This is a genomic window from Rugamonas apoptosis, from assembly GCF_014042355.1.
GTDB lineage: Bacteria > Pseudomonadota > Gammaproteobacteria > Burkholderiales > Burkholderiaceae_D > Rugamonas > Rugamonas apoptosis.
In genome coordinates this window covers 130,344-148,985 of the sequence record NZ_JACEZU010000009.1, presented here as the reverse complement: position 1 = coordinate 148,985, position 18,642 = coordinate 130,344, and the positions used below count along the sequence as shown (strand labels likewise).

Sequence of the window (18,642 nt, the reverse complement as noted above, 5' to 3'; positions counted from 1 at the left end):
ACAATACGACAGGATAAGCAGATTTATGGAAGTCATACGCACCCGCGCGCTGCGCGGACCGAATCTTTGGAGTCACCACACGGCTGTCGAGGCCATCGTGTCGTGCACCACCGAAGAGCAGAATATTGAACTGCTGTCCGGTTTCGAAGCCCGCTTGCGGACCCGCTTCCCGGCTCTCAGCGCGCTGCAGCCCACCGGCCATACGGAAGCTGTGCCCATGGCCCATGTGCTGGAACTGGCGGCCCTGAGCCTGCAGGCGCAAGCCGGTTGCCCGGTCACCTTCAGCCGCACCACGCCCACGCTGGAAAAAGGCATCTACCAGACCGTGGTCGAGTACACGGAGGAGGCGGTGGGCCGGCTGGCGCTGGAACTGGCCGTGAACCTGATCAATGCCGCCGTGGCCGATACCCCGTTCGACCTGACGGGCGCGCTGGCCGAGCTGCGCGACCTGGACGAGGACGTGCGCCTGGGCCCCAGCACGGGCGCCATCGTGTCGGCCGCCGTGGCCCGCAACATCCCGTTTCGCCGCCTGACGGAAGGCAGCATGGTCATGTTTGGCTGGGGCAGCCGCCAGCGCCGCATCCAGGCCGCCGAAATGGATTCCACCAGCGCCATCGCTGAATCCATCGCGCAGGACAAGGAACTGACCAAGAAGCTGCTGCACGCGGCCGGCGTGCCGGTGCCCATCGGCCGCTCGGTGGAAGACGCCGACGACGCCTGGGCCGCGGCCCAGGAAATCGGCCTGCCGGTGGTGGTCAAGCCCAAGGACGGCAACCAGGGCAAGGGCGTGACGGTCAACGTCATGACCCGCGAACAGCTGACCAAGGCTTACCACACGGCGCGCGAATTCCGCGACGACATCATGGTCGAGCGCTTCCTGCCCGGTAACGACTTCCGCCTGCTCGTCATCGGCGACAAGCTGGTGGCCGCCGCCCGCCGCGATCCACCTCAGGTGGTGGGTGATGGCGTGCACACCGTGCGCGAGCTGGTGCAGCAGGTGAACGCCGATCCGCGCCGCGGCAGCGGCCATTCGACCTCCCTCACCAAGATCAAGTTCGACGACATCGCCCTGGCCCGGCTGGCGCTGCAGGACCTGGAGGCGGACTCGATTCCGTCCAAGGGCCAGCGCGTCATCCTGCGCAACAACGCCAACCTGTCGACCGGCGGCACCGCCACCGACGTCACCGACGACGTGCACCCGGAAGTGGCGGCGCGCGCGGTGGAAGCGGCGCAGATGATCGGCCTCGATATCTGCGGCGTGGACGTGGTGTGCGACGGCGTGCTGCAACCGATCGAAGACCAGCGCGGCGGCGTGGTGGAAGTGAACGCCGCGCCCGGCCTGCGCATGCACCTGTCGCCGTCCTACGGCAAGGGCCGCGCCGTGGGCGAAGCCATCGTCAACAGCATGTTCCCGGAAGGTGAGGACGGCCGTATTCCCGTGGTCGCCGTCACCGGCACCAACGGCAAGACCACCACCGTGCGGTTGATCGCCCACCTGCTCACGGCCTCCGGCCTGCGCACCGGCATGACCAACACGGACGGCGTCTACATCGAAGGCCGCCGCACCGACAGCGGCGACTGCAGCGGCCCGCGCAGCGCGCGCAACGTGCTGCTGCATCCGGACGTGGACGCGGCCGTGTTCGAGACGGCCCGTGGCGGCGTGCTGCGCGAAGGCCTGGCCTTCGACCGCTGCCAGGTGGCCGTGGTAACCAACATCGGCACCGGCGACCACCTCGGCCTGAACTACATCACCACGGTGGAAGACCTGGCCGTGCTGAAACGCGTGATCGTGCAGAACGTGGCCGAAGCGGGCTTCGCCGTGCTCAACGCGATGGACCCCATCGTGGCCGGCATGGCCGCCAATTGCCGCGGCAAGGTGATCTTCTTTGGCGCCGAGCGTGGCCATCCCGTGATCGCCACCCACGTGGCACAGGGCCGCCGCACCATCTACGTCGAGAACGGCCACCTGGTGGCTGTCGAGGGCAAGCAGATGCACCAGGTCGACCTGACCCAGGTACCCATCACCCGCAACGGCACCATCGGCTTCCAGGTCGAGAACGTGATGGCGGCCGTGGCCGCCGCGTGGGGCGTGGGCATCAGCTGGGACGCCATCCGCCTGGGCTTGAAGACTTTCGCCAACGACAGCGACAACGCGCCCGGCCGCTTCAATGTGTTCGATTACAAGGGCGCCACCCTGATCGCCGACTACGGCCACAATCCAGACGCCATCCTGGCCCTGGTGCAGGCGGTGGAAACCATGCCGGCCAAGCGCCGCTCGGTGGTGATCTCGGGCGCCGGCGACCGCCGCGACCAGGATATCTCGCAGCAGACGGAAATCCTGGGCCGCGCCTTCGACGACGTGGTGCTGTACCAGGACCAGTGCCAGCGCGGCCGGGTCGATGGTGAAGTGGTGGCGCTGCTGCGCGCCGGCTTGAACGGCGCGCCGCGCACCAGCCACATCGCCGAGATCACGGGCGAATTCCTCGCCATCGACACGGCGCTGGCGCGCCTGCAGGAGGGCGACCTGTGCCTGATCCTGGTCGACCAGGTGGAGGAGGCGCTGGCCCATATCGCCAAGCGCATCGCGGAAGCCTGACCGGCGCCGATCCAGCCTGATCGCGACGGCCGCTGTGGCACCGGAATTTCCGGCGCCACAGCGGCCGTTGGTTTTTCCTGCCCGCGTAGCTTGCATGCTTCAATTATATAAACTGGCGAGTTGATATTAACTTGCCGCTCCGTTTATATTCAACCATGGCTGTGATTTTTTCTGTCTCATTTATTATTAAAGCGACTCCGGCCGATCGCGCCGGTGGCGGCCGGGCGGGCTGTCGTTTTCCATGTTGTCCGTTGTGCTGCCGGGCGATAGCCCTTGCTGGTACGCCATAAATGGCATGCGATATATTATCTGTTCCTTGCAAAATAAATCTCTCTGATTATCACTCGTTAAATTAATCGAATCAAAAGACATACATATATTTTATATGTCTCGCACATTAATTTAATTGTCTATGGCATTATGTTTCGGCGGGCGGAAAGTTATATGATTTCATCCTGCTGTTAATGCTGGTTGCGGTTTGTTTGCGCGCTATATACCGGGTTTTCCCTGAGGCAATCGAACGAATGAGGAGCAAGCAATGGATCCATTTATTGGGCAGATCATCCTGTGGCCGGGCCTGTGGGTGCCGGAAGGCTGGGCGCTGTGCGATGGCACGGTGGTCAACGTCTCCGACTACCAGGCGCTGTTTTCCCTGATCGGCAACACCTACGGTGGCAATGGCAGCAGTACTTTCGCGCTGCCGGATCTACGCGCCAAGGTGCCGGTGGGGACCACCGCCATGAACGCGGTGGGCCAGAAGACGGGCGCCGCCACCGCGACCGTGAACGCCGTCGGCAGCGGCAGCGTCACCATCGGGGTGAACAATCTGCCCAGCCACTCCCACACGGCCACCTTCACCCCCGGCGGCGGCAGCTCGTCGGTCAGCATCGCCATTCCGGCCGACAGTGCGGGTGAAACGGACAACGTGCCCGGCACCGGGCTGGTGATGGGGAAAGCCTTGACCGGCACGGCGGCCACCAAGATCTACAGTTCCAACGCGGCCAACACCACGCTCAAGCCATTCTCCGTCAATGTCCCGGCCGGTGGCGGCACGGTGAGCAATGCCAACACGGGCGGCGGGGCGGCACTGGCCGTCTCGGTTAACGTGCCGGTCACCGTGAGCACCGTGCAGCCTTCGTTGTCGCTCAATTACATCATCGCCACCAACGGGATCTATCCGACCCGCCCTTAAGCGGCCAACGTTACGTCATGCGAATCGCGGTGCGGGCTTGCCTGCGCCGCACTTTCGCCGGATCGGCGCCGTGTGCCCGCGGGAGCGGGGCGGCGCGCGCGGCGCGCCAGCGCTATCCGGCTTACCTGAACAGGATGAAGCCATGTATCGCTCGCCAGAATTCACCGTTCCGTCGTCCAGCCACCTTGCTCGCGCGGCCTGTGCTCCGTCGCCCCGCCAGGAGCTGGTGTTCATCGATAGCGCGCTTGATGATCTTCCCACGCTGATGGCGGGGCTGGCGCCAGGGCTGGAAGTGCGCCTGCTCGATCCGGCGGGAGATGGCCTGACGCAAATGGTGCGAGCGCTGGCGGGTCGGCGCGGCATCGACGCTGTGCACCTGCTCACCCATGCGGCGCCGGGGGCGCTGGCGCTGGGCACGCTGACGCTGGATGCCGCGCAGGCGGCGGTGCGGGCGGACGAGCTGGCGCGTATCGGACAGGCGCTCCATCCCGGCGCCGACTTGCTGGTGTATGGCTGCCGGGCCGGCGCCGGAACCCGTGGCGCGGCGCTGCTCGACGCGCTGGCGCGGACCACTGGCGCAGCGGTGGCGGCATCGGACAGCTTGACGGGCGCCGCCAGCCTGGGCGGCAACTGGTCGCTGGAAGTTCGGCTCGGACCAGTCGTTACGGCGCCGCTGGGGAGCGACGGTGCGCTGGCCCATTATGCGGGCGTGCTGAGCGTCCCATCTTCCTTCTTCGGTTTCGAGTCGGGCGTGACGGGCGCGACCAACATTTATGGTCCGGGTAATCGGGTCACCAGCCAGCTGGTTGGCAGCGACACGCTGACCCTGACGTTCGACGTGCCCACCGAGCCGGACACGGGCCAAGGCTGGGTCGCCACCGCGCTTGATCTGGGGCTGGTCACCCCGGTCACGAACTTCAGTGGCCATGTTTTCGGCATGAACCTGATTGACTGGACCACTGGCCTGACCTTCACGCTGGATGCCGGCAAGACGTTCGACCTGGCCTCTTTCGACATCATGGATCTGGTCTCGGAAGGCGGCTCCACCACCTGGCACCTGAGCAGCAACAAGGACACCGAGGGCACGGACTTCTCGTTCATCAGCGGCCCGGGCGCTGCGGCCTACAAGACCTTCTCGGCCAGCTACCTGACCGGTGTGAGCTGGTTCAAATTAACGGCCCAGAATGGCTCCGATCCGATCTACATCGCGCTGGACGACATCGAGCTGGCGAATATCACCTCACCCAACGTCTCGCCCACGTTCGTCGGCGCCACCACCACGCTGTCGGTGACAGAGAACGCCAGCGCCACCGGCATCACGGGCCTGCTGCAGGTGAGTGACACGGATAGCAGCCAGACCCTGACCTGGAGCCAGAACAGCGCTCCCAGCCATGGCACGCTGGCCTTTGCCAGCGCCACGGCCGCCAGCGGCAGTACTTCCATTACCAGCGGCGGTACCATCAGCTACACCCCCACGGCCGGCTACGCGGGCACGGACAGCTTTGTCGTCCGGGTGTCGGACGGCGCGGCCACGGCCACCCGTACCATCACCGTCAGCGTCAATCCCGGCACGCCCGGCACGCCCGACCTGGCCAGCGCCAGCGACACGGGAACCAGCAACACGGACAATGTGCTCACCGGCGGCAGCATCGCCTTTTCCGGCACCAGCGCGTCCGGCGACAGCAGCAGCACAGTGCGCGTGTTCCTCGACGCGGACCGCAGCGGCGACTTCTCGGACGGCGACCCCACGGCCACGGCCACCGTCAGCAATGGCAGCTGGAGCGTCACCGGCCTCAGCACCAGCGGCGTGATCGATGGCAGCTATGACGTGTATGCCGTGGTCACCTCGGCCACGGGCAACCTGCACAGCACCAACAGCGCCGCTCTCAGTGTGACGCTCGACCACACGGCGCCCACCCAGACCGTGAGCGGCATCGCGCTGTCGGCCGACACGGGTGGCAGCGCCTCGGACCTGATCACGCGGACGGCCGCGCAGACGGTCAGCGCCACGCTGAGCGCCACCCTGGGTGGCACCGACGTGCTGTACGGCTCGACCGACAATGGCGGCAGCTGGACCGACATCACCGCCATGGTCAGCGGCACGGACGTCACCTGGACCGGCGTCACGCTGGCCGGCAGCAGCAACCTGAAATTCAAAGTGACGGACCTGGCCGGCAACGACGGCACGGTGACCAGCCAGGCCTACGTGCTCGACACCATGGCGCCCACCGTCACGGTCGGGATGAGCGACGCGGCCCTCAAGATCAACGACACGTCGGTCGTCACGTTCACCTTCTCGGAAGCCGTGACGGGCTTCACCACGGCCGATATCACGGCCGCCAACGGCGCCGTGAGCGGCCTCAGTTCGTCCGACGGCGGCACCACCTGGACCGCCACCTTCACGCCCACCGCCAGCATCGAGGACGCCACCAACGTCATCACGGTGGACAAGACCGGGGTGAACGACGTGGCCGGCAACGCCGGCAGCGGCAGCACCAGCAGCAGCAATTACACGATCGACACGGCGCGCCCCACGGCCACGCTGGTTGTGACGGATACCGCGCTCAAGGCCGGCGAAACGTCGCTGCTGACGATCACCTTCTCGGAAGCCGTGACCGACTTCACGACGGCCGACCTGACTGTGGCCAACGGCACCGTGAGCGGCCTGAGTTCCGCCGACGATGGCGTGACCTGGACGGCGACCCTGACGCCCACGGCCAGCGTGACAGACGCCACCAATGTCGTCACGCTGGTGAATACGGGTGTGACCGACCTGGCCGGTAACGCGGGCAGCGGCAGCACCGATTCCAACAACTACGGGATCGACACGGCCCGCCCCTGGTCCACCATCGCGCTGGCCGACGATGCGCTGGCCACGGGCGAGACTTCGCTGGTCACCATCACCTTCTCGGAAGCGGTGACGGGCCTGAACAGCGCCGCGCTCACGGTGGGGCACGGCACGGTGGGCACGCTCAGCTCCAGCGACGGCGGCGTCACCTGGACCGGCACCTACACGCCCACGGCCAGCGTGAACGAAGCCACCAACGTCATCACGCTCGACAATTCCAGCGTGACCGACGCGGCCGGCAACGCCGGCAGCGGCACCACCAGTTCGGGCAATTACACGATAGACAGCACGGCGCCCACGGCCACCATCGTGGTGGCGAACAATGCGCTGCAAGGCAGCGGCACCTCGCTGGTGACGATCACGTTCTCGGAAGCGGTGACCGGTTTCACGACGGCCGACCTGACAGTGGCCAACGGCACCGTGAGCGGCCTCAATTCTGCCGACGGCGGCGTCACCTGGACCACCACCCTGACGCCGAACCTGAGCGTTCTCGATGCCACCAATGTCATCACGCTGGCCAATACGGGCGTGCGCGACATCGCCGGCAACGCCGGCAGCGGCACCACGGATTCCAACAACTACACCATCAACACCATGGTGCCCACGGCCACCATCGCGCTGAGCGATTCGGCGCTCAAGATCGGCGACACGGCCACCGTCACCATCACCTTCTCGGAGGCCGTGACGGGCTTCTCCAATGCCGACCTGGCGGTGGACAACGGCACGCTGACGGCCGTCAGTTCCTCCGACGGCGGCGTCACCTGGACCGCCACGTTCACCCCGGCGGCGGCCACCACGGACGCCACCAACATCATCCGGCTCGACAACACTGGCGTGGCCAACGCGGGCGAGATGGCCGGCGTGGGCCACACGGATTCGGCCAATTACACGGTCGACACGGTGCGGCCCACTGCCACGGTGGAGCTGTCCGACAGCGCGCTGCTGGCTGGTGAAACGTCGCTGGTGACGATCACCTTCTCGGAAGCGGTGACCAACTTCACGACGGCCGACCTGGCGGCGCCCAATGGCGCGCTCACCGGCCTCAATTCCGCCGACGGCGGCATCACCTGGACCGCGACCCTGACGCCGACGGCCGGCGTGACCGACGCCAGCAACGATCTGCTGCTGGACCTGTCGGGCCTGACCGACCTGGCCGGTAACGCCGGCGCCGACATGGCCAACTCGGGCAATTACACGGTCAGCACGGTGCGCCCCACGGCCACCATCGCCGTGGCCACCACCACGCTGGGCGTGGGGGCCACCAGCGTGGTCACCATCACGTTCTCGGAAGCGGTGACGGGCTTTAATAACGGCGACTTGACGGTGGGCCACGGCACCTTGAGCGAGGTCTCCTCCAGCGACGGCGGCGTGACCTGGACCGCCACGCTGACCCCGGGCAGCGCCGTGAACGCGGCCGGTAACGTGATCACGCTCAATGGCGCGGGGGTGCACAATGGGGCCGGCAACGCGGGCAGCGGCAGCTTCTCGTCCAACACCTACACGGTCAGTACGGCGCCGGAGACGCCCGGACAGCCGTCCGTGCCCGGCACCGTCGATGGTGTGCCGGTGAGCACCGTCACCACCACGGATCCGGCCACCGGTCTGGCCAACCACCAGGTGACGGTGCCCGTGGTGCTGCCGACCCGGCCGGACGATCCCGCCACCCCCAATCCCGGCCTGGCCGACATTCCGCTCGGCGTCACGCCATCTGGCGGCCATGGCACCACGCTCACGGTCAGCCTGCCCGTCGGCACCGGGCTGGAGGCCAGCGGCCCCACCGGGCTGTTGAGCAATGAGCAGGCGTTGCTGGACCTGATCCGCCGCATCGAGCAAAAGACAACCGACGGTTCCAACGTGCAGCTGGACATGACAGGGCAGGGCACCAGCTTCCTGCACGACCTGACCGGCAGCACCATGCTGCAGACCCAGACCCTGGTGCCCACCGTGGCCGACAGCGCCGGCCCGCAGACCATCCACATCAACGGCAGTTCCACCACCCCGGCGCCGGGCCAGCCGGCCAACGGCACGGCCATCGGTATCGTGATCGACGCCAGCCACCTGTCGCGCGGCTCGACCATCGAGCTGAACAACGTGGACTTCGCGGCCGTGGTGGGCGCGGCCACGCTGCGCGGCGGCGACGGCCGCAACTTCGTGGTGGGCGACGACGCGGCGCAAAACATCATGCTGGGCGCCGACGACGATCTGTTGTACGGCGGCGGCGGCAACGACATCGTGGGCAGCGCTGGCGGCAACGATACCCTGGATGGCGGCAGCGGCGACGATATCGTGGCCGGCGGCATCGGCAACGATACCCTGCAGGGTGGCACCGGCAACGACGTGCTGCAGGGCGGGCGCAGCGACCAGGGGGCGTGGCAGTTCTACCTGGGCAGCGATGGCGCCGTGTCGGCCCGCCACCAGTTGGCCGTGTTCGCGCCGGGCCAGACGGAAACGCTGGCCCCGGCCGATTTGAATGGCGCCAGCGCCGGCCTGGCCTTCCTGGGCGGCGCGCGGGAACAACTGACCGAACTGGCGCTGCTGTACCACGCGGCCCTGGGCCGCGCGCCGGACCTGGGGGCGCTGAACGCCTGGCTGGACAGCGGTAATACGCTGGACGGCGAAGCCCGGTTCCTCATGAGCTCGACGGAATGGCTGGCCGCCGGGCACGGCCAGCTCAGCGATAGCGCGCTGGTGACCACCCTGTTCCAGCAAGCCCTGGGCCGCGCCCCGACGGCGGCCGGCCTGGCTTACTGGACGGGGCGGCTGGCGGGCACGGACGGTACGCCAGCCGAGAGCCGCTCGCAACTGCTCCGCGACATCGCGTTCAGCGCCGAGCACCGGACGCTGGAAAACGGCAGCGCCGGCCTGCTGATCGGCAACGGCACGGTAGCCCGTGAGCAGGGCTGGATCAAGGCCAGCGGCGACGATCGGCTCGATGGCGGCGCCGGCAGCGATGTGCTGGTAGGGGGCGACGGCACCGACACGGTGGTCTATGGCGGCGCGCTGGCTGGCTACAAATTCCTGCTGGCGGCCGACGGCACGGTCAAGGTGGCCGACCGGGCCAACACGGATGTGGACAGCATCAGCGGCATCGAGCAGGGCGCCTTCAGCGACGGGACGGTGGACCTGCACTTCACCCAGACCGCCACCGCTAACCTGCGAACGGTGGGCTTGCTGTATGAGGCCGTGCTGGACCGGGCCGGGCGCGTGGCCGGCGTCAACTGGTGGACCGACCAGCACATGAGCGCGGCCCAGCTGGCGCAAGGCTTCGCCGGCACCATCGAGTTCAAGGCCCGCTACGACGGCATGGACGATGCGGACTTCGTTCACGCCTTGTACGCCAACAGCGGGCTGGCCGACAGCGCCGCCGGCGGCAGCGCGCAGTGGACCGCGTTCCTGGGCAGCCACACGCGCGCCGAACTGGTGGGATCCTGGGTGGCGCAGCAGGATGTCGTCAACGCGCAGTTCGGCACCCAGGGCTTGTGGGTGGTGTGAGCGGGGCGGCGGGATGTGGGAACAGGGGCACGTGCATGGTTATTTATATTTTCTATCGATTCCATATAAATTTATAGCTTTTGTTTATGGATGACGACGCTTAGACTGGCTTCATTGCTCAAACAGACCAGGAGTCCAGCCATGCGCCACCAACCACCCGTCACCACCGCTTCCGGCATTCCCGCCGCCGACAACCAGAATTCGGCCAGCGCCGGCCCGCGCGGCCCGCTGCTGCTGCAGGACTTTCATTTGATCGAAAAACTGCAGCACTTCAACCGCGAGCGCATCCCCGAGCGCGTGGTGCACGCCAAGGGCTCGGGCGCCTACGGCACTTTCACCGTCACGCACGATATCTCGCGTTACACCAAGGCCAGGCTGTTCGCCGGCGTGGGCAAGCAGACCGCCACCTTCGTGCGCTTTTCCACCGTGGGCGGTGAGCGCGGCAGCGCCGACACCGAGCGCGATCCACGCGGCTTCGCCGTGCGCTTCTACACGGAGGAAGGCAACTGGGACCTGGTGGGCAACAACACCCCCATGTTCTTCATCAAGGACCCCATCAAGTTCCCCGACTTCGTCCACACCCAGAAGCGCGATCCGCAGACCAACCTGAAATCGGCCAGCATGATGTTCGATTTCTGGAGCAAGGCGCCCGAGAGCCTGCACCAGGTGACGATGCTGTTCTCGGACCGTGGCACGCCGGACGGCTACCGCCACATGGACGGCTTTGGCAGCCACACCTATAGCCTGATCAACGCGGCCGGCGAGAAGGTCTACGTCAAATGGTATTTCAAGACGCGCCAGGGCATCCGCAACCTGAGCGCGGGCGAGGCAGGGCGACTGGCCGGGGCCGATCCCGATTACGCCCAGCGCGACCTGTTCGGCGCCATCGCCGAAGGGCGCTTCCCGCAGTGGGAAGTGAAACTGCAGGTGGCCACGGAACAGCAACTGGTCGAGTGGGAAGCGCGCACCGGCTGGAATCCGTTCGACCTGACCAAGGTCTGGCCGCACCAGGACTTCCCGCTGTTGCCGGTGGGCGTGCTGGAACTGAACCGCAATCCCGACAACTACCATGCGGAAGTGGAGCAGGCCGCTTTCTCGCCCGCCAACGCGGTGCCGGGCATGGGCTACTCGCCGGACAAGATGCTGCAAGGCCGTTTGTTCGCCTACCATGACGCGCAGCTGTATCGGGTGGGCACCAACCACCAGCACCTGCCCGTGAACGCGCCGCGCTGCCCGTTCCACAACCACCAGCGCGACGGCGCCATGGCGATCCAGAACGGCGGCGCCGCGCCCAACTATGCCACCGTGGCGGCCGAAGGCAGCCATCCGTCCGGCCTGGGGCATGGCGAACCGGCGCTGGCGCTGCACGGCGGCGCCGGCCGCTACGACGGACGCGGGCAGGAGGACGACTTCACCCAGGCCGGCAACCTGTTCCGCCTGCTGCCTGCCCAGGAGCGCCAGAACCTGTTCGACAACCTGGCCGGTCCCTTGAGCCAGGTGCCGTCGGAGATCGTGCTGCGCCAACTGGCCTTGTTCGACCGTGCCGATCCGGCCTATGGCGCCGGCGTGCGGGCCGCGCTCAAGGCGCGCGGCGTCGAAGTGGCGTAATGCGCTGGCGTGGTACGCCTGTCGATGGACAAGCGCCTCCGCGCGGAACTGCACTACAATCAGGTTTCCCACTGATCGCAGTCAGCCGCGCGGAGGTCGCATGAACCGAACGCCCACCCGTCATTCCCATCCGTCCATGCCGGGCCAGGTGGTGCTGGTGCTGCAGGGCGGCGGTGCGCTGGGTGCTTACCAGCTGGGCGTGTACCAGGCCATGCACGAGGCGGGCGTGGAGCCGGACTGGGTGATCGGTACGTCGATCGGCGCCGTCAACGCCGCCATCATCGCCGGCAATCTGCCCCACCACCGGCTCGACCGGCTGCGCCAGTTCTGGGGCCAGATGGAGCAGAACGCGCTGGGTGCGCTGGGATTTTCGGCCATACCGCGTGCGCTGGCCAACCTGGTGACGATGGGGCAGGGCATCCCGGCCTTCTTCGAACCCAACCTGGCAGCGTGGTGGGGACCGGAAGTGAAGCTGGGCGTGGAGCAGGCGGCCTACTACCGCACGGCGCCGCTGCGCACCACGCTCGACACGTTGGTCGATTTCGATTACCTCAATGGCGGCCACACCCGCCTGACGGTGGGCGCCGTCAACGCCCGCAGCGGCGCCATGCGCTATTTCGACACCCGCAGGGAGACGTTGAACGCTTCGCACGTGATGGCGTCGGGCGCCATCCCGCCCGCGTTTCCGGCCGTGCGGGTAGACGGCGAACCGTATTGGGATGGCGGCATCTATTCCAACACCCCCATCGAAGCGGTGCTGGACGACGAACCGCGCCGCAGTTCCGTGATTTTTTCCGTACAGGTATGGAACCCGGACGGCAGCGAACCGCAAAGCGTGCTGGAGGTGCTCGACAAGCACAAGGAGATCCAGTACGCCAGCCGCGCCGGCAATGTCGAGCAGCAGCGCAAGCTGCACCGGCTGCGCCACGTGATCCGGCAACTGACGCTGCACCTGTCGGACGAGGCGGCCGGTTCGCCCGAGGTGCGCGAGCTGGCAGCGTGGGGTTGCGGTACCACCATGCACATCGTCGCGCTCAAGGCGCCACGGCTGGGCGGCGAGGACCATACCAAGGATATCGACTTCAGCGCGCAGGGCATACGCCAGCGCTGGCAGGCCGGCTACGACGACACCCAGCGCTTCATCGCGCTCAAGCCGTGGGAACACGAGGTCGATCCGATCGAAGGCGTGGCCATCCACGAGCTGCCGCCGGCGCCCTCGGCTTGATCCCGCATCGCTGATCCCATACCGCGACCACAGACACTGCGTCGCGCCCCGGCATCGCGGCCCCGCATCGGCGCGTGCCGTCAGGGCGTGGGCGCGCCCAGTACCTGGCGGCACACGTCCAGCCAGGCGCGCGCGGCATGCGACAGGTAGCGGCCGTTCCATACATGCGCCACCTGCCATTGCAGGCGCGGCTCCACCAGCGGCAGCGCATCGAGCTTGCCGATGGCGAGGCGGTGGATGAACGGTTCCGGCACCAGCGCCACGCCCATGCCGGCCGAGGCCATCGCCACCAGCCAGTCCCACTGGCCGCTCTGGGCCGCCACCTGCGGTTCGAAGCCGGCTTCGCGGAACGCCGCGCGCAGGTTGCGGGTGAGCGCGAAATCATCCTTGAGCAGCACCAGCGGCAGCCCGGCCAGGGCCTTGAACGGTAACGCGCTGCGTTTCCTGGGGAAGGTGCCGGCCGCCGCCAACGCCCACAGCGGGTAGCTGGCGATGCGTACCGTTTCCAGCGGCAGCGCCGGATCGGCCGGCAGCACCGTCATGCCGATTTCCAGTTCGCCGGCCGCCACCTGGCGTTCGATATCCTGGCCCGTGCCTTCGTGCAGCGTGAGCACGATGTCGGGGTGGCGCTGGCGGAACGCTTTCAGCACGGGCGTAAACAGCAAATTGATCATGGGCGGAATGCCCACCGTCAGGCTGCCCGTTTTGGCGCTCTGGATGTCGCGCAGTTCCAGGTTCAGCTGGCGCATGGCGGCCAGCATGTCCTCGCCGCGCGCGTACACCACCTGGCCGGTGTCCGTCAGCGACAGTTTGCGGCCATCGCGGACCAGCAACTGGGCACCCACCTCGTCCTCCAGCTGGCGCACCATCTTGCTGATGGTCGATTGGGTCACGTGCAGCGATTCGGCCGCCAGCGTGAAGCTGTTCAGTTTGACGGTTTCGACGAAGTAGCGCAGCGAGCGGAGGTCCATGAAAAATCCGAATGAAAGTAGGGAATATAAGTCATAAAACGCATACAGCTCCAATTCTATACTTGTTCGTATCCAATCAAAAAGAGCGAGGAGCACCGCATGTACCAAGACCGTATCCGCCATCCGGCGCTGATGGAAAAACTGATGACGGCCCAGCAGGCCGCCGCCCTGTTCCGCACCGGGATGACCGTGGGCATGAGCGGCTTCACCCGCGCCGGCGACGCCAAGGCGTTGCCGCTGGCGCTGGTGGAACGTTCGCGCCAGGAAGCGCTGCAACTGACGCTGGTGACGGGCGCCTCGCTGGGCAACGACAGCGACGGCCTGATGGCCAACGCCGGTGTGGTGGCGCGCCGCATGCCGTTCCAGAGCGACGCCGCGCTGCGCCGCAAGATCAACAGCGGCGAAGTGATGTTCATCGACCAGCACCTGTCGGAGACGGCCGAACAACTGCGTTCGGGCGACCTGCACGGCATCGATATCGCCGTGGTGGAAGCGGTGGCCATCACCCCCGAAGGCGGCATCGTGCCCACCATGTCGGTCGGGAACAGCGCCAGCTTCGTGCAGCAGGCGCGCCAGGTCATCGTCGAGATCAATTTGAGCGCGCCGCTGGCGCTGGAAGGCCTGCACGACATCTACCTGCCGGCGGCCCGTCCGCACCGGGGCGCCATTCCCATGCTCACGCCGTGGCAGCGTATCGGCTCGACCACCATTCCCGTCGACCCGTCGCGCATCGCCGCCATCGTCATCACGGACAGCCCGGACAGCCCGTCCAACGCGCTGCCGCCGGACGCGGAGACGGACGCCATCGCGCGCCACGTGATCGCGTTCCTGGAAGGGGAAGTCAAGGCCGGGCGCATGGGGCCGGAGCTGCTGCCGCTGCAGGCCGGCATCGGCACCATCGCCAACGCCGTGCTGCATGGGCTGGTCGATTCGCCGTTCCGTAACCTCACCATGTATTCCGAAGTGCTGCAGGACAGCGCGCTGGAGCTGCTCGATTCGGGCCAGCTGGCGATGGCGTCGGCGTCCTCGATCACCTTGTCGGCCCCCATGCACGACAAGTTCATCCGCGAACTGGAACACTACCGCCAGCGCGTGATCCTGCGGCCGCAGGAGATCAGCAACCATCCGGAAGTGGTGCGGCGGCTCGGCATCATCGCGCTCAACACGGCGCTGGAATTCGACATCTACGGCAACGTCAACTCCACCCACGTGGGCGGCACGCACATGATGAACGGCATCGGCGGCTCGGGCGACTTCGCCCGCAACGGCGCGCTGTCCATCTTCGTCAGCAAGGCGGCGGCCAAGGGCGGCAAGATTTCGAGCGTGGTGCCGATGGTGTCCCACGTGGACCACACGGAACACGACGTGGACGTGCTGGTGACGGAATGGGGCCTGGCCGACCTGCGTGGCTTGGCGCCGCGCGAGCGCGCGCCGCTGATCATCGAACGCTGCGCCGATCCCGAGTACCGTCCGGCGTTGTGCGCCTACGTCGAACAAGCCTTGCTGCGCGGCGGGCAAACGCCGCACGTGCTGGAGCAGGCCTTGTCGTGGCATACGCGCTACCGCGAGACGGGCGACATGCGCCCGACGACCTCGATCTGACCGATTTTGAAGTGGCTTTAGCCCGGTGATGAATAATCGCCGGGCTTTTTTTTATTCGCAGTATGAATATTTTGCATGTGGCCAAAACTGGCCGGCGGCACGCTTGGAGAATCGCGCCAAAACCGGGAAAATAGCGGCATCGGTAACTCCATTCTTACGGAACCAGCAATGACCATCAAAATCAGCCAAAACTTCGACTCCGGCGCCATCGAAGTGCTGCGCGCGGACAGCGCCGCCACCATCGAACTGAATCTGCGCCAGGACAACAGCGCCGATATCCGCCAGTGGTTCCACTTCCGCCTGCAGGGCGCGCGCGGCCAGGCCTGCACCATGAAGTTCCTGAACGCCGGCGCCGCCACCTACGCCAAGGGCTACGAGGACTACCAGGCGCGCGCCAGCTACGACGGCGAGAACTGGTTCCAGGTGCCCACCTCGTTCGACGGCCAGGTGATGACCATCCACCATACGCCGGAACTGGACAGCGTGTACTACGCCTATTTCGAGCCGTACTCGTTCGAACGCCACCTGCGCCTGCTGGGCGAAGTGGCCGAGAATCCGGTGGCGCGCGTGCTTGACCTGGGTAACACGGTCGATGGCCGCGACATGAATCTGGTCGTGATCGGCGACCCCAAGGCGGAAAAGAAGATCTGGTTCATCGCGCGCCAGCATCCCGGTGAATCGATGGCTGAATGGTTCATCGAAGGCATGATCGATGCGCTGCTGGACGACGCCAACCCGATCGCCCGCAAGCTGCTGCAACGCTGCGTGTTCTACGTGGTCCCGAACATGAACCCGGACGGCTCGGTGCGCGGCAACCTGCGCACCAACGCGGCCGGCGCCAATTTGAACCGCGAGTGGATGACGCCGACCGCCGAACGCAGCCCGGAAGTACTGGTAGTGAAGCAGAAGATGCACGAGACGGGCATCGACATGTTCTTCGACATCCACGGCGACGAAGCGCTGCCGTACAACTTCGTGGCCGGTAACGAGATGCTGGAGAACTTCAGCGATGAACGCCGTGGCGCGCAGCAAGCGTTCATCGACCGCTACAAGCAGGCCAGCCCGGACTTCCAGGACAAGTACGGCTACGCGGCCAGCAAGTACAAGGAAGACATGCTGACGCTGGCGTCGAAATACGTGGGCCACCATTTCGGCTGCCTGTCACTGACGCTGGAAATGCCGTTCAAGGACAACGCCGATCTGCCGGATGCGCACGTGGGCTGGAACGGCGCGCGCAGCAAGGCGCTGGGCGCGGCCATTCTGCAACCGATCCTGCTGTCGCTGGACTGAGCATGGGCGTCGAGATCGAACGCAAGTTCCTGCTGCAAGGCGAGGGTTGGCGCAGTTTGGGCCAGCCCGTGTTGCTGCGGCAGGGCTATCTGTCCTCGCACAAGGAGCGGGTGGTACGGGTCCGCATCGAAGGCGAGCAGGCGACGCTGACCATCAAGGGCCGCACGGTGGGCGCCAGCCGGGGCGAGTGGGAGTATCCGATCCCGCTGGATGAGGCGGCCGAGCTGCTGGATGGCCTGTGCGAGCAGCCGCTGATCGAAAAGTACCGCAGCCGCATCGCCATCGGACCGCATGTATGGGAAGTGGATGAGTTCCTGGGCGCCAACGCGGGCCTGGTGGTGGCCGAGATTGAGCTCGGTAGCGAAGACGAGGCGTTCGACAAGCCGGACTGGGTGGGCGAGGAAGTGACGTCCGATGTGCGCTACCTCAACGCCAACCTGATCCGCCATCCCTACACCCGCTGGTAAACGCTGGCACTAGCGAAAATCGCTAGCCCGCGCCGCAGCCGATCACGAGTGCCGATTCGCTGTTTTCCCGTATTGCCGCCGCGCGCGGCGCCCGATAATTGGTGCCAGGTCCGGATGTGCCGGACCGCTTCCAACTCGAAAGGGCCCGCGCCATGCCGCAAGATTCGACCGCACTGCGCCTCGATGGCCAGGGCAAGCCGCTGTGGCTGGCTCTGGAACTGACCTACCGCTGCCCCCTCAAATGTTCGTGGTGCAGCAATCCCCTCGATTTCGACGATTACGCCGAACGTGAGCTGAGCACGGAGGAATGGTGCCGTGTGATGCGCGAGGCGCGCGCGCTGGGCGCCTTGCAGATCGGCTTCACCGGCGGCGAACCCTTGCAGCGGCGCGACCTGGAACAATTGGTGGCTTACGCCGAGCAGATCGGCCTGTACACCAACCTGATCACCTCCGGCGTGGGCCTGACCGATGAACGGCTGCTGGGCCTCAAGCAGGCCGGACTCCGGCAGATCCAGCTGTCCATGCAGTCCACCGATGCCGCCCTGACGGACGAACTGGTGGCTGCCAAGGCGCATCAGCTCAAGCTCGACGCGGCGCGCCGCATCAAGGCGCTGGGGATGCCGATGGTGCTCAACATGCCGGTCGGTCGCCAGAACATCGGCCAGGTCGGCGCCATGATCGAATACGCGGCCGAACTGGGCGCGGAATACCTGGAGCTGGCCAACCTGCAGTACTACAACTGGGCCCTGATCAACCGCGATGAACTCATGCCCACGCTGGCAGCCTTGCGCGAGGCCGAGGCGGTGGTGCAAGCGTGGCGGGAAAAGCTGGGCAAGCGCATGGCCATCTACTACGTGATCCCCGATTACTACGAAGGCCGGCCCAAGGCCTGCATGAACGGCTGGGGCGCCATCCACCTGACCATCGCGCCCGATGGTGTGGCCATGCCGTGCCAGGAATCGCGCTCCGTGCCAGGTCTGGATTTCGTCTCGGTGCGCGAACGGCCGCTGGACTGGATATGGAACGAATCGCCGCTGTTCCGCAAGTACCGTGGGCTGGACTGGCTGCCCGAACCTTGCCGCAGCTGCGACGAGCGCGAAAAGGACTTCGGCGGCTGCCGCTGCCAGGCTTTCCTGCTGACCGGCGACGCCGCCAACACCGACCCGGCCTGCGACCGCTCGCCGCATCACCACCTGATGCAGGCGGCCGTGCACAGTGCGACCAAGCCGCTACGTTTTCGCAAACCCCTGGTCAAGCGCGTCGCCGGCGTCATGTCCACCGCCTTTATGGAGGATTGAATGCGCTCTCCCTTCGATCATGCCCTCAGTACCCTGCTGTGCGGGGCGCTGCT

Annotated in this window: 10 protein-coding genes; 9 read left to right on the top strand and 1 reads right to left on the bottom strand. The window is 66.4% G+C overall.

Translation table 11 applies throughout. From position 1 onward, the window contains the following. The first annotated feature begins 25 nt into the window (after positions 1-25). From cphA to H3H39_RS18600, 5 genes are all read left to right on the top strand, one after another. Complete coding sequence (gene cphA, locus H3H39_RS18620; protein ID WP_182155275.1) at positions 26-2,596, top strand: cyanophycin synthetase; 2,571 nt, start codon at positions 26-28, stop codon at positions 2,594-2,596. Between the two features lie 538 nt (positions 2,597-3,134). Continuing rightward, entirely contained in the window at positions 3,135-3,788 is a 654-nt protein-coding gene (locus H3H39_RS18615) for a phage tail protein (protein WP_182155273.1), read from the top strand. 142 nt (positions 3,789-3,930) lie between these two features. Beyond that, positions 3,931-10,128, top strand: a complete 6,198-nt coding sequence (locus H3H39_RS18610; protein ID WP_182155271.1) for an Ig-like domain-containing protein — start codon at positions 3,931-3,933, stop codon at positions 10,126-10,128. A gap of 141 nt (positions 10,129-10,269) precedes the next feature. Next, positions 10,270-11,736, top strand: a complete 1,467-nt coding sequence (locus H3H39_RS18605; RefSeq protein ID WP_182155270.1) for a catalase — start codon at positions 10,270-10,272, stop codon at positions 11,734-11,736. A gap of 100 nt (positions 11,737-11,836) precedes the next feature. After that, on the top strand, positions 11,837-12,961 hold the full coding sequence (locus H3H39_RS18600; protein ID WP_229218127.1) for a patatin-like phospholipase family protein: 1,125 nt from the start codon (positions 11,837-11,839) through the stop codon (positions 12,959-12,961). A gap of 80 nt (positions 12,962-13,041) precedes the next feature. On the opposite strand, the gene H3H39_RS18595 is transcribed toward H3H39_RS18600, so the two are convergent. Further along, on the bottom strand, positions 13,042-13,932 hold the full coding sequence (locus tag H3H39_RS18595) for a LysR substrate-binding domain-containing protein (RefSeq protein WP_182155268.1): 891 nt from the start codon (positions 13,930-13,932) through the stop codon (positions 13,042-13,044). A 99-nt stretch (positions 13,933-14,031) separates the two neighbouring features. On the opposite strand from H3H39_RS18595, the gene scpC reads away from it, so the two are divergent. From scpC to pqqE, 4 genes are all read left to right on the top strand, one after another. Next, a complete protein-coding gene (gene scpC, locus H3H39_RS18590; RefSeq protein ID WP_182155266.1) occupies positions 14,032-15,534 on the top strand; it encodes a succinyl-CoA:acetate CoA-transferase ScpC in 1,503 nt (500 codons plus the stop codon). Positions 15,535-15,702: 168 nt separating this feature from the next. Beyond that, positions 15,703-16,824, top strand: a complete 1,122-nt coding sequence (locus H3H39_RS18585) for a M14 family metallopeptidase (protein WP_182155264.1) — start codon at positions 15,703-15,705, stop codon at positions 16,822-16,824. Between the two features lie 2 nt (positions 16,825-16,826). Continuing rightward, entirely contained in the window at positions 16,827-17,291 is a 465-nt protein-coding gene (locus H3H39_RS18580; RefSeq protein WP_182155262.1) for a CYTH domain-containing protein, read from the top strand. 152 nt (positions 17,292-17,443) lie between these two features. Next, positions 17,444-18,589: a pyrroloquinoline quinone biosynthesis protein PqqE gene (gene pqqE, locus H3H39_RS18575; RefSeq protein WP_182155260.1), complete on the top strand. Its 1,146-nt coding sequence runs from the start codon at positions 17,444-17,446 to the stop codon at positions 18,587-18,589. The last annotated feature ends 53 nt before the right edge of the window (positions 18,590-18,642 follow it).